This is a genomic window from Acidovorax sp. GBBC 1281, assembly GCF_028473645.1.
Taxonomy (GTDB): domain Bacteria; phylum Pseudomonadota; class Gammaproteobacteria; order Burkholderiales; family Burkholderiaceae_C; genus Paracidovorax.
The window spans coordinates 944,795-957,228 of the sequence record NZ_CP097269.1; the positions used below are offsets into that span (position 1 = coordinate 944,795).

The window sequence follows — 12,434 nt, forward strand, 5'->3', positions numbered from 1 at the left end:
CCTGGAAACCCCGCCCATGCATATCGTCGTCAACGAAGAACTCAAGGCCTACATCGACCCCCTGAGCCCCGAAGAGCACGCGGCCCTGGAGCGCAGCCTGCTGGCGGAAGGGTGCCGCGATGCGCTGGTGCTGTGGGGCGAGGTGCTGGTCGATGGCCATAACCGGTACGGTATCTGCCAAAAGCATGGGTTGCCGTTCCAGACGGTTCAAAATCAAAATTTCCGCTCCATGGAAGACGTGCACCTGTGGATGATCGACCAGCACCTGGGCCGGCGTAGCGTATCGGACTTCCAGCGCGGCGTGCTGGCCCTGCGCAAGCGGGAGATTCTGGCCGACCGCAACGTGCGCGCCGCCAATGGCGAAGCCCTTACGGGGGCGACCCCCGGCCAACCAGGGGATGGCGTGGGCACCGCCGATGCCGCCGCGCCGGGCCTGATCGCAGCCGATGCCCCGGCGCAGGCACCATCGCCAGAGCCCCAGCCGCTGTCCAGCAGGGAGGCCATTGCCAAGGCTGCAAGGCTGAGCAGCAGCCAGGTGGTGATGATCGAAAAAATACGCAAGCAGGCCGCGCCCGAGGTGGTGGCCGCGGTCAAGGCGGGCGCCCTCTCGCTCAACGCGGCGGCGGCCGTGGCCACGTTGCCGCAGGACGAACAGCGTGCGGCGGCCATGGCGGGAGGCGACGAACTCAAGCAGGCGGCCAAGCGGGTGCGCGAAGCCAAGCGCAAGCCGCGGGACGAAGCCGACGCCCCATCGCCCGACACGCTGCAGTCGTTGCGCGACCGCGTGGCCGAACTCACGGCCGAGAACGAGGAACTGCGCCGCCAGTTGGCGGCCTGTCAGGCGCAGCCAGGCACCTAGGGACAGGGCGCAAGGGCATTTGCGCCACCGCGCCCCACCTGTTCCGCGGGTATCCGCACCTTGTGTGCGGGTGTTACCGCCATGCCATTGGGCTCTATGATTTGGGCCCACTCCGATCCGCGCCATGACATCCAACGCCCCCTCCTTCCAGATTCAGCGAGGCATGCCCATCCGCTTGCTTGCCGGCTTCTTGCTGGCGGCTTTCGCTACAGCTGTCATCGCATTGTTCACCTATCAGTCTCAACAAGAGCGTGCAGACGCTGTGGCACGCATCAATGCGGCGGTTGAATCGCTTTCGCAGATGCAGACGGTGTTGTCCGTCACCAAAGATGCGGAAACAGGGCAACGGGGGTACTTGCTGACGGGAGAAACGCGTTACCTGCAGCCCTATTCTGCCGCCCAGGCGATCCTCAAGCCCGAAATGAGCAAGCTGCGTTCGTTGGTGCAGGGCACTCCAGACCAATTGCAAAGGTTCGATCACCTGCAGGCACTGGTGGCGCAGAAGATGGCGGAACTCGATGAAACAGTGAATTTGCGCCGCTCGGGCAATGCCGAAGGCGCGATTGAAATCGTTCGCACAGATCGTGGACGCGCCACGATGGATGCCATCCGCAATATCGTGCGCGATATGTCAGACGCCGAGCGCCAGGAGTTGGACAACCGTCGCGGGGAATGGGAGAAGGTCGCTAGTTTCGGGGCGTATTTCACATGGACCAGTTCCCTCGTCTTACTGATATTGATCCTGGCTTCTGCAGCGTTGGTGAGCGCGGACCAACGCGTGAAGGTGCGCGAAGACTGGATCAAAAGCGGATTGGTAGGTCTGGGCAACCGATTGCAGGGCGATCATCGCTTGAGCGATCTAGGGCCTATCGTGATGGATTACCTGGCCGACTGGCTGGGCGCTCGGGTGGGCGCAGCTTACGTGTCGGAGGGCGGCGGCATATTCCAGCGCTTTGGCAGTTATGCGCTCGCTGATCCGCAGGTGGGCGCTCGGGTCTTGAGCGGGCAGGGCCTGCTGGGGCAGGTGGCCGATTCCCGCCAACTGATGCATGTGACGGAAGTGCCGACGAACTACCTGCCGATCTCCTCGGGGGTGGGGCACGCCACGCCGGCCGAGATCGTGCTGGTGCCGGCCGTGCACAACGGCGTCGTGCATGCGGTGATCGAGTTCGGGTTCTTCCGCACGTTGCGCGATGCCGATCTGCAGTTGCTCACCCGCGCGTCGGAATTGCTCGCCACCTCCATCCGCTCGGCCATCGACCGGACCCGGCTCGAAGCCCTGCTGGAAGAAACCCAGCGCCAGGCCGAGGAATTGCAGGCCCAGCAGGAAGAGCTGCGCGTGAGCAACGAAGAGCTCGAGCAGCAAAGCCGGGTGCTGCAGGAGTCCCAGGCCCAGATGGAAGCGCAGCAGACCGAGCTGGAGCAGAGCAACGCCCAGCTGGAAGAGCAGACGCAGCAGCTGGAGTACCAGAAGCAGCAGTTGCTGCGCGCGCAGGATGCCTTGTCGCAAAAGGCCAATGACCTGGAGCAGGCCAGCCAGTACAAGAGCGAGTTCCTGGCCAACATGAGCCATGAACTGCGCACGCCGCTCAACTCCAGCCTCATCCTGGCCAAGCTGCTCGCCGACAACAAGTCCGGCAACCTGACGGGCGAGCAGGTCAAATATGCCCAGACCATCCATGGTGCGGGCAACGACCTGCTGTCCCTCATCAACGACATCCTTGACCTGTCCAAAATCGAAGCGGGGCAGGCCACCATCTCCATCGAGCCGATGGACGTGGCCCGCGCGGTGAACGCGTTGGTGGACCCGTTGCGGCCCGTCGCGCACGACAAGGGCCTGGCCCTGCATTGCACGGTGGAGCCAGGCGCCCCAGCCACCTTGCAGACCGACGTGCAGCGCTTCGGCCAGGTGCTGAAGAACCTGCTGTCCAACGCCCTGAAGTTCACCGAGCAGGGCGAGGTCTCGCTGCGCGTCTTCGGCAACGCCGACGGCACGGTGTCGTTCGCGGTCAGCGACACGGGCATCGGCATTCCCGAGCACCAGCAGGAACTGATCTTCGAGGCGTTCCGGCAGGCCGACGGCAGCACCCACCGCCGGTACGGCGGGACGGGCCTGGGACTGTCGATTTCCCGGGACCTGGCGAAATTGCTCGGCGGCAGCATCACCGTGCGAAGCACACCGGGACAAGGCAGCATCTTCACGCTGGTGCTGCCCCTGGTGGCACCCCTGAATGCCCCGCAGGACGCGGCGCGGCCCACCGCGCAGGCCTCGCCGGCCCCCGCGGCTCCGGCGCCGGCCGGCCGCCCTGCCGGCCTGTCCGCGCCGCCGGCAGGCGGTGCGCCGACCGTGCCGCCATCCGCCGGCGCGGTGCGGCGCCCGGCGAATGCCGTGGCGGACGACCGGGACCAGCTGGCGCCCGGCCGCCGCACCATCCTGGTGGTCGAGGATGACGTGCGTTTCGCACGCATCCTGCTGGACCTGTCGCGGGAGATGGGCTTTCAGTCCGTGATCACGCACACCGGTGGCGAAGGCCTGGCCGCGGCCCTCGAATACATGCCCAGCGCGGTCGTGCTGGACATGAACCTGCCGGACATTTCCGGCCTGGCGGTGCTCGACCAGCTCAAGCGCAACCCGGTGACGCGGCACATTCCGGTGCATGTCGTCTCCGTGGCCGACTACGCCCAGGAGGCCATGGGCCGGGGGGCCATCGGCTATGCGCTCAAGCCCGTCAAGCGCGACGAACTCGTGCAGGCGCTGCAGCGCATGGAGGCAAAATTCACGCAGGCCCTGCGCCGCGTGCTGGTGGTGGAGGACGACGAGCGCCAGCGCGAGAGCATGCACCACCTGCTGGCCAATGGCGATGTCGAGATCGTGGGTGCCGAGACGGCGCAGCGCGCGCTCGAACTGCTGCGCTCCAGCACGTTCGACTGCATGGTGATGGACCTGAACCTGCCCGATCTGAGCGGCTACGAGCTGCTGGAGAAGATGGCCGGCCAGGAAGAGGTGGCGTTCCCGCCCGTCATCGTCTACACCGGCCGCTCGCTGTCGCGCGACGAAGAGCAGCGGCTGCGGCGCTACTCCAAGTCCATCATCATCAAGGACGCCCGCTCGCCTGAGCGGCTGCTGGACGAAGTCACGCTGTTTCTGCACCAGGTGGAGTCCAAGCTGCCCGCGGACCGCCAGCAGATGCTGCAGATGGCCCGGGACCGCGAGTCCACCTTCGAGGGGCGCAACATCCTGGTGGTCGAAGACGACGTGCGCAACATCTTCGCGCTGTCCAGCGTGCTCGAGCCCACCGGTGCCAAGGTGCAGATCGCGCGCAACGGCCGCGAGGCGCTGGAGGCGCTGCAGCGTGCGCAGTCCGGCGACGCGGCCACGGTCGATCTCGTCCTGATGGACATCATGATGCCGGAGATGGACGGTTTCACCGCCATGAGCGAGATCCGTAAGCGCCCCGAATGGCGTCGCCTGCCCATCATCGCGCTCACCGCCAAGGCCATGAAGGACGACCAGGAGAAGTGCCTGGCCGCCGGCGCCAACGACTACATCGCCAAGCCGCTGGATGTCGAGAAACTGCTGTCGCTCGTTCGCGTGTGGATGCCCAAATGAGCGAAGACCCGGCGGCGCAGCAGCAGCGAAAGAAGACGTTCGACATCGAGCAGCACCTGCTGGTCGAGGCCATCTACCGGCGCTACCACTACGACTTTCGCGGGTATGCGCAGGCCTCGCTCAAGCGCCGCCTGCAGACAGCGCTCACACGGTTCCATTGCCGCACGGTCTCGCAATTGCAGCATCTGATCCTGCACGACCCGGAAGTGTTTCCCGCCATGCTGGAATACCTCACGGTCCAGGTGAGCGAGATGTTCCGCGACCCGACGTACTTTCGCGCACTGCGCGAGACCGTGGTGCCGGTGCTGCGCACCTACCCGTCGCTCAAGATCTGGGTGGCGGGCTGCAGCACGGGCGAGGAGGTGTATTCGCTGGCCATCCTGCTGCGGGAGGAGGGGCTGCTGGAGCGCACCCTGATCTATGCCACCGACATCAACGCCAACGCCCTGCAGAAGGCCGAGGCGGGCATCTACGCCATCGAGCGCGTGCCGGCCTTCACCGAAAACCACGCCAGGTCGGGCGGGCGCACCTCCCTGTCGGAGCACTACACCGCCGCCTACGGGCGCGTGGTGCTCGACAAGAGCCTGCGCAAGCACATCGTGTTCTCGGACCACAGCCTGGCCACCGACAGCGTGTTCGCCGAAGTGCAGCTCGTGTCCTGCCGCAACGTGCTGATCTATTTCGACCGCGACCTGCAGGACCGCGCGCTGGGTCTGTTCCGCGATGCGCTGTGCCGCAAGGGCTTTCTCGGGCTGGGGTCGAAGGAGTCGCTGCGCTTTTCTTCGCATGCCGGGGAGTTCGAAGAGCTCGTGCCGCAGGACCGCCTGTACCAGAAGAAGGGTGGGGCATGAGCGACCGCATCCGCCCGCAGGCGGTGGTGATCGGCGGCTCCGCGGGGAGCATCGAAGCGCTCTCGGTCCTGTTGCCGGCGCTGCCGTCCGGTCTGCGGGCCGCGGTCTTCGTGGTGCTGCACCTGCCGCGCGAGCGGCCCAGCCTGCTGTGCGAAATCTTCCAGCCCAGCTGCGCCGTGCCTTTGCGCGAAGCCCAGGACAAGGAGCCGGTCGAGCCCGGGACCGTGTACTTCGCGCCGCCGGACTACCATCTGCTGATCGATGGCGGGCCTTCGCTGGCGCTGTCCGTGGACGATCCGGTGCATTTTTCGCGTCCGTCCATCGATGTGCTGTTCGAATCCGCGGCGGACGCGTATGGTGAGCGCTTGCTTGGCATCCTGCTGTCGGGTGCCAACAGCGACGGGGCGCAAGGATTGGCGGCCGTGCAGGCCGCGGGGGGCACCACGGTCGTGCAGGACCCGGACAGCGCCCCCGTGCCCTTCATGCCCGAAGCCGCGATGAGCGCCTGCACGCCCGGCCATGTTCTTTCCCCGCAGCGCATCGCTTCGCTGCTAGAGACCCTGTTCCATCGGAGAGCTTCTTGATACCCGCCCCCATCCCGCCGTCCCCCGTGCGCACTGCCCCGGTGAAGTGCCTGATCGTCGACGACGTGGAGGAAAACCTGATCGCCCTGGAGGCCTTGCTGCAGCGCGACGACGTGCAGATCCTCAAGGCCGCTTCGGGCTCCGAGGCCCTGGAACTGCTCCTCGTGCACACTGACGTGGCTCTGGCGCTGCTGGACGTGCAGATGCCCGAGATGAACGGCTTCGAGCTGGCCGAGTTGATCCGCGGCAGCGAGCGCACCCGCCATGTGCCGCTCATCTTCATGACGGCGGGCTCGCGCGACCAGAACTGGCAGTTCAAGGGCTACGAGACCGGCGCGGTGGACTTTCTCTACAAGCCCATCGATCCGCACGTGCTGGTGAACAAGGCCAACGTGTTCTTCGACCTGCAAAAGCAGAAGGTGGCCCTGGCGCGCGAACTGCAGGAACGCACCGAAGCCCTTCGGGTGAACGAGATGTTCATGGCCGTCCTGAGCCATGACCTGCGGGGGCCGCTGAGCGCCCTCCTGGCGAGCGCGCTGGTGCTGCAGCGGCCGCAGGAGCCCGACAAGGTGCAGACCATCGCCGGCAAGATGCAGTCGAGCGCGCAGCGCATGGGCCGCATGATCGAGGACCTGCTGGATGTGACGCGGGCGCGCCAGTCCGGCGGGCTGCCCGTGAAGACCGGGCCCGCCGACCTGGGCGAGCTGGTGCAGCGTCCGGTGAACGAACTGCACGTCAGCCACCCCGACCGGACCATCGAGGTCACGCAAAAGGGCAACCTGACGGGCCAGTGGGATGCCGAGCGCCTGTGCCAGGTGGCGGCCAACCTCCTGGGCAATGCCATTCACCATGGCGATGCGGCCGAGCCGGTGCAGGTGACGCTGGACGGCACGGCGGCCGACCGGGTGGAACTCACCGTGCGCAATACCGGGACGATCCCCCCGGCACTGGTGCCCCACCTGTTCGATCCGTTCCGGGGGCGGGAGCGCGAGCCGGGGCAGCACCAGGGGCTGGGGCTGGGCCTCTACATCGTGCACCAGATCGTGCAGCGCCATGGCGGCCGCATCGACGTCTGCTCGCGCGAGGGCCACACGGCCTTCCATGTGCAGTTGCCCCGCCAACCGGCCGCGGCCCGGCCCGCAGCGCGCTAATCCCTGCGCCACGGGCCACACGCGGTCTGGGCCGGCTTCAGTGAGTGTTGGGATCTATTGGCGTGGCTGCGGCGGCTGCGCCGCCAGAAGAACGAAAAAAAGGGGGCACGAAGCCCCCCTTTCACTGTGGCGATGCTCTGCGGTCAGGCAGGGTGATTGGAGCTGGATCCGCGCAGTTGATCGCGGATCGAATCCATGAGCTCTTCCAGCTCTTCCAGCTCGAACGGCTTGAGCAGCGCACGCACATTGGGGCCCAGGGCATTCAGGCCGTGGCCGAACTGGTAGCCCGAGCACAGCACGATCCAGCGCTGCGGATTTTCCGCCACCAGCTGGCGACACAGGTCGGTACCCGACATGCCGGGCAGGCTGACGTCGGTGACGACCAGATCGTAGGCGCCCTGCGCATCCAGCTTCAGCGCCTCTTCGGCGGTGGCGCACAGCGACACCTCCCGGTCGTCCCCCTCCAGCAGCATGCCGATGGTCTCGCGGAGTTCCGCGTTGTCCTCAACGTAAAGGATGCGCAAGGGAGGGGTCATGCTGTGGTCGGTCCGGTCGAGCGGTCTGTGAAGGTCTCCGGCTGGCGGTCGCGCGTCAGTGGAAAACGGGGTGGAGGGGTGGGCCAGCGCTTGCATCATGCCAGCGTGCGCACGGAAGTTTCGCGCGCCCATTGTCGCGTGGTGGCCGCTTGAATGAAAGCAGCGGTCTCAGCGGGGTCCACCACGCCGGCGTCCGGCTGGATGCCCGCGGCCTTCAGGATCGGCTGCGAACCCTTGCACGCGGCGATGGCCTTGAGGTGGCCGAAGGCGTCGCGGAACCAGTCCACGGCGGCGGCTTCGCGCGACAGTTGCTCGCCCGCCTCGGGCGAAAGGACCGAGGCCACCGCATCGAACACCGTGGAGGGCGTGCCGGCCAATTGGCCATCGGCCGGCAGGCGCGAGCCATCCGCGAGCACGGCGCCGCCCACCTTCGGGGCCACGATCTTCACCGTGGCGCCGGCCTTTTCCGCCGCCTTGCGCAGCGCGGCGATGGGTGCGGCGGCCGAACCGTCGGCCACCAGGATGCCCACGCAGCGACCCTCCAGGGTGGGCTTCATGCGGTCGATGATGCGCAGCGCGGGCGACAGCGGCAGGTCCTGCACGGCCGCAGCGGCAGGGAACGGCTCGGGGAGCTCCGGCATGCCCAGGCCATCGGCCACGCGGCCGGCCAGGCTGTCATCCACATTGCGCAGCTGCGCCACCACGGCCGTCCGCACGGCGGGCGTCTCGACCTTGGACAGCTCGAACACCAGCGCCGATGCCATGTGGGCCTGCTCCAGCGGGCTCTGGCTGCGAAAGAACATGCGCGCCTGGCTGTAGTGGTCGGCAAAGCTCTCGGGCCGCACGCGGCCCTTGGAGCCGCCATCGGCCACTTCGGCGAAATGCCGCGTGCCCTGCGCCAGCGAGGCGCGCGGGCTGTCTCCGAGCAGGCTGCTCGGCTCATAGGCCACACGGCCCTTGGGCACCTGCATCTGCATGTGGCCGTCGCGCTGCATGTTGTGGAAGGGGCACTTGGGCGCGTTGATCGGGATCTGCACGAAGTTCGGGCTGCCCAGGCGCGACAGCTGCGTGTCCAGGTACGAGAAGAGGCGGCCCTGCAGCAGCGGGTCGTTGGAGAAGTCGATGCCCGGCGGCACGTTGGCAGGGCAGAACGCCACCTGCTCGGTCTCGGCGAAGAAGTTGTCGGGCCAGCGGTTGAGCACCATGCGGCCGATCATCTTGAGCGGCACCAGCTCTTCGGGGATGAGCTTGGTGGGGTCCAGATGATCGAAAGGAAACGCCTCGGCCTCTTCCTCGGTGAACAACTGCACGCCCAGTTCCCACTCGGGGAAGCTGCCGGCCTGGATGGACTCGAACAGGTCGCGGCGATGGAAATCGTTGTCCGCCGCCTGCAGCTTCAAAGCCTCGTCCCACACGGTGGACTGGATGCCCAGCTTGGGGCGCCAGTGGAACTTCACGAACGTGCTCTGGCCTTCTGCGTCGAGCAGCCGGAAGGAATGCACGCCGAAGCCTTCCATGGTGCGCAGGCTGCGCGGGATGGTGCGGTCGCTCATGGCCCACATGATCATGTGCATGGCCTCGGGCATCAGCGAGATGAAATCCCAGAACGTGTCGTGCGCGCTGGCCGCCTGCGGAAAGCCGCGGTCGGGCTCCATCTTCACGGCATGCACCAGGTCGGGAAACTTCATCGCATCCTGGATGAAGAACACCGGGATGTTGTTGCCCACCAGGTCCCAGTTGCCTTCTTCGGTGTAGAACTTGACGGCGAAGCCGCGCACATCGCGCGGGGTGTCCACCGAGCCAGCGCCGCCGGCCACGGTCGAGAAACGGCAAAACAGCGGCGTCTGCTTGCCCGCCTCGGTGAGGATGCGGGCGGTGGTGTATTTAGACAGCGATTCGGTCAACTCGAAGAAGCCGTGCGCGGCGGTGCCACGGGCATGCACGATGCGTTCGGGAATGCGCTCGTGGTCGAAATGCGTGATCTTTTCGCGGAGGATGAAGTCCTCCAGCAGCGTGGGGCCACGGGGCGTGGACCGCAGCGAATTCTGGTTGTCCCCGACCGGAATGCCCTGCTGGGTGGTGAGCACCGGGTGGGCGCCTCCGGCCTGCTGCTGCAACTCGCCCCCAGTGCCGCGCAGTTCTTCGCCTTCGTGGGCCTTGGACGGGGGGGCGGAGGCCTTTTTCACGGGACGTTGAACTGCGGGTGCTTTTGCCATGGGGGCCTTTTGGTTGATTACCGTGGGACCGCCGATCTTTTGCCGTGCAGGGGGACACCGGTGTAGGACAAGCCCGCGTCGGCCGAACTGCCCGCAGGGCGGATCATCGCGGTACCTGCCGTGGGGGCTGGCACTTCGATGCGCTCTCCACTGACAAGGCGCGCTCGCGATGGGACACATACTCCAGCAGCGTCTGGTGCGGCATCGATCAGGTTCCTGACCCACCAGACGCAGGCCCTTTCCCCTCTACCACCACGGCAGGCCCCATGATCCGAATGAAACTCCAGTTGGAGTTGGAGTACGCGGTAGGCGATCCCGGCGCTGACTTCGTCTTCAACATCCACGCAGCGCAGACGCATTGCCAGACCGTTCAGGACGAGAACCTGGTCATCAGCCAGGACATTCCGACGCACTTGCACACCGATCCCGCCACGGGCACCCGCTGCCTGCGGCTGCACGCCGAACCCGGGCCGCTCACGCTGGCCTACACCGCGACGGTGGACCTGAACCACCACACCGCCGATCCGGCGCTCATTCCCGAGGTTGGCGTTCGCCACCTGCCCGACGATGTCGTGGGCTACATCTTCCCCAGCCGCTACTGCCAGTCGGACCGGCTGGCCACGCTGGCCTTTCGTGAATTCGGGCACCTGTGGCAGGGCTACAGCCGCGTGCAGGCCATTTGCGACTGGGTGCGCAACCACGTGGCCTTCCGCTCCAACACCTCCAATTCGACCACCTCGGCTGTGGACACGTTCGTCGAACGCGTCGGCGTCTGCCGCGACTTCGCCCACTTGATGATCGCGCTGTGCCGGGCGGTGAACATTCCCGCGCGCATCGCCACCGGCACCGACTACGGCGCCGACCCGGCGCTGGGCCCGCCGGACTTTCACGCCTACGTCGAGGCCTATCTCGGCGACCGCTGGTACCTGTTCGATCCGTCGGGCACGGCCATTCCCATGGGTATGCTGCGCCTGGCCACCGGCCGGGATGCCGCGGACGTGGCCTTTGCCACCATCTTCGGCAGCGTGCAGTCGCAGCCGCCCAAGATCCGAGCCTGGGCCGTGCAGGACCCGTCGCGGGGCTTTCAGTTGCCGCAGCACTCGTCCCTGGCCCTGTCCACCGACGCGCCGCAGAACTCGGGCGCATCGCCCGTGATGTCCGGTGGGCGCAGCGATTCGGCCCCTGGCGGCCGCTCGGTGATGGCCGGCTGAAGCCTTCGGTTTGGGAGCGCAGCGGCGCCCGCCGGCCCGCGTGCGCGCCATGCCTGCGGGGCATCGCTCGCCTGCCGCGGGCATGCGGCACCCCATGGTGACCATGAAAGTGGCACGACGCCCTAGTACTGATTGCTCTGTTTGCTATATATTTTGTAGCAATCATGCATCTCGGCGTTGATGCGCTGACGGCTTCCCCGTGTCCGGCGCACAGGCCCGGAGCTGCTTCGCCAGGCGGCATGCCACTTCGGGTGAATCCCCCCTTTCCGTTCCCCGCGAGGTTGGAATGCAGCCTCACGGAGAGGTGGCCCGGACCCTGCTGCACGGGGACCGGGATCAGGCACAGGGCGCACAGGGGCGGGACACCGGCCTCGGTCGGCGTGCGTGTGCGAAACCTTTCTTTCGCCACCCTGCCACGCCGAGTGCCTGTCATGCCATCTGCCGCTCTTCCTCCATCGCTCCCCTCCCGACGCCTGCCGGTGGACGGTGGTTCGCACGAAGGGGCTGCGTCCGGCAGCCCCCGGCCCGATCCACACACCCGTGCCCCCGGTTCTCCCCGCACTTCGGCGCAGCGGCAGGAGCCCACCGCGATCCTGCCGCGCGCGCCCATCCCGCCCGGTGACGCCGCGGCCGCGGGCACGGTGAGCTTGCCGCCCCGCTCCTCGCCCCAGGCGTCGTCCCCAGCGCCGCCTTCCGGCCCCGCCTGGGGGGCGCTGGCCTCGCGTGGCATGCACCTGCTTCAGCCCCATCCCGCCTTGGTGCGGCTCGGGGCGCGCCACCTGGCGCCTCCCGTCCTGTGGCTGGGCGAGCAGATGAGAACGCATTCCGAATGGACCCTGTTGGCCGTGCACACGCTGCAGGACCCATCCTCCGCCACCGCATTGGCGCAGCGCGTGGCGGTGGCGGCCGGGCTGTTCGCCACCGGCACCGCCGCGCTGTCGCGGCAACTGCAAGAACGCGACGACCCGCAGGCCGTGGCCCGCATCGCGCAAGCGCTGGTGGATCTGGATGCCGCACGGCTGGCGGGCGAACTGCTGGGCGAGGCGATCCAGGGCCTGCTCCAGCGGCTGCCCGACCGCGACGTCGCAGGACTTCAATTGTTCGTGGGGATCGGCGCGGTGATGGCCCACTGGCACCTGAAGCACCGCGCCCCGGCGCCTGCGCCGATTTCACCCCCGGAGGTGCCGGACACCACCGCGATCCCGGGCACCACCACGGCGCGTGGTGAACCTCCCCGCCCGCGAAGCGCAGGGCTGGACCGCGTGGTCCTGGCCAACGCGGTGGTGGTCCTCCACCATGCGGGGCAGGGCATGCTGGGCGAGGGGTATGCCCGTGGCGTGGCCGAATCGCTGTCCGAGGGCGTGCGGGAGTCCGTGGGCCAGTGGCTGGCGCGGGCACGGGAGCGGCGGTAGCACC

9 protein-coding genes are annotated in these 12,434 nt (G+C 67.3%); 7 read left to right on the forward strand and 2 right to left on the reverse strand.

All coding sequences use genetic code 11. The features are described 5' to 3' along the window. The first annotated feature begins 16 nt into the window (after window positions 1-16). From M5C96_RS04290 to M5C96_RS04310, 5 genes are all read left to right on the forward strand, one after another. Entirely contained in the window at window positions 17-859 is an 843-nt protein-coding gene (locus M5C96_RS04290; protein ID WP_272567398.1) for a plasmid replication/partition related protein, read from the forward strand. 124 nt (window positions 860-983) lie between these two features. Further along, window positions 984-4,469, forward strand: a complete 3,486-nt coding sequence (locus M5C96_RS04295) for a response regulator (RefSeq protein WP_272567399.1) — start codon at window positions 984-986, stop codon at window positions 4,467-4,469. Further along, window positions 4,466-5,320 (forward strand): CheR family methyltransferase, encoded by an 855-nt coding sequence (locus tag M5C96_RS04300; protein WP_272567401.1) that lies wholly within the window; start codon window positions 4,466-4,468, stop codon window positions 5,318-5,320. The genes M5C96_RS04295 and M5C96_RS04300 overlap by 4 nt, the downstream gene beginning before the upstream one ends. Further along, on the forward strand, window positions 5,317-5,904 hold the full coding sequence (locus tag M5C96_RS04305; RefSeq protein WP_272567402.1) for a chemotaxis protein CheB: 588 nt from the start codon (window positions 5,317-5,319) through the stop codon (window positions 5,902-5,904). The genes M5C96_RS04300 and M5C96_RS04305 overlap by 4 nt, the downstream gene beginning before the upstream one ends. Window positions 5,905-5,930: 26 nt before the next feature. After that, window positions 5,931-7,055: a hybrid sensor histidine kinase/response regulator gene (locus M5C96_RS04310; RefSeq protein WP_272567404.1), complete on the forward strand. Its 1,125-nt coding sequence runs from the start codon at window positions 5,931-5,933 to the stop codon at window positions 7,053-7,055. A 143-nt stretch (window positions 7,056-7,198) separates the two neighbouring features. On the opposite strand, the gene M5C96_RS04315 is transcribed toward M5C96_RS04310, so the two are convergent. Both M5C96_RS04315 and M5C96_RS04320 read right to left on the reverse strand, forming a co-directional pair. After that, window positions 7,199-7,591, reverse strand: a complete 393-nt coding sequence (locus M5C96_RS04315) for a response regulator (RefSeq protein ID WP_442867357.1) — start codon at window positions 7,589-7,591, stop codon at window positions 7,199-7,201. 95 nt (window positions 7,592-7,686) lie between these two features. Continuing rightward, window positions 7,687-9,807, reverse strand: coding sequence for a catalase (locus M5C96_RS04320; RefSeq protein WP_272567406.1), 2,121 nt, complete (start codon window positions 9,805-9,807; stop codon window positions 7,687-7,689). 266 nt (window positions 9,808-10,073) lie between these two features. On the opposite strand from M5C96_RS04320, the gene M5C96_RS04325 reads away from it, so the two are divergent. Further along, complete coding sequence (locus tag M5C96_RS04325) at window positions 10,074-11,018, forward strand: transglutaminase-like domain-containing protein (protein ID WP_272567408.1); 945 nt, start codon at window positions 10,074-10,076, stop codon at window positions 11,016-11,018. A 431-nt stretch (window positions 11,019-11,449) separates the two neighbouring features. Then, the gene (locus tag M5C96_RS04330; protein ID WP_272567410.1) at window positions 11,450-12,430 is read left to right on the forward strand and encodes a hypothetical protein; all 981 of its coding nucleotides are present in this window, start codon (window positions 11,450-11,452) and stop codon (window positions 12,428-12,430) included. The last annotated feature ends 4 nt before the right edge of the window (window positions 12,431-12,434 follow it).

Coding starts and splice junctions, on each gene's coding strand:
- M5C96_RS04295 (WP_272567399.1), top strand. CDS start 984: ATGACATCCAACGCCCCCTCCTTCCAGATTCAGCGAGGCATGCCCATC.
- M5C96_RS04305 (WP_272567402.1), top strand. CDS start 5,317: ATGAGCGACCGCATCCGCCCGCAGGCGGTGGTGATCGGCGGCTCCGCG.
- M5C96_RS04300 (WP_272567401.1), top strand. CDS start 4,466: ATGAGCGAAGACCCGGCGGCGCAGCAGCAGCGAAAGAAGACGTTCGAC.
- M5C96_RS04330 (WP_272567410.1), top strand. CDS start 11,450: ATGCCATCTGCCGCTCTTCCTCCATCGCTCCCCTCCCGACGCCTGCCG.
- M5C96_RS04290 (WP_272567398.1), top strand. CDS start 17: ATGCATATCGTCGTCAACGAAGAACTCAAGGCCTACATCGACCCCCTG.
- M5C96_RS04315 (WP_442867357.1), bottom strand. CDS start 7,591: ATGACCCCTCCCTTGCGCATCCTTTACGTTGAGGACAACGCGGAACTC.
- M5C96_RS04320 (WP_272567406.1), bottom strand. CDS start 9,807: ATGGCAAAAGCACCCGCAGTTCAACGTCCCGTGAAAAAGGCCTCCGCC.
- M5C96_RS04325 (WP_272567408.1), top strand. CDS start 10,074: ATGATCCGAATGAAACTCCAGTTGGAGTTGGAGTACGCGGTAGGCGAT.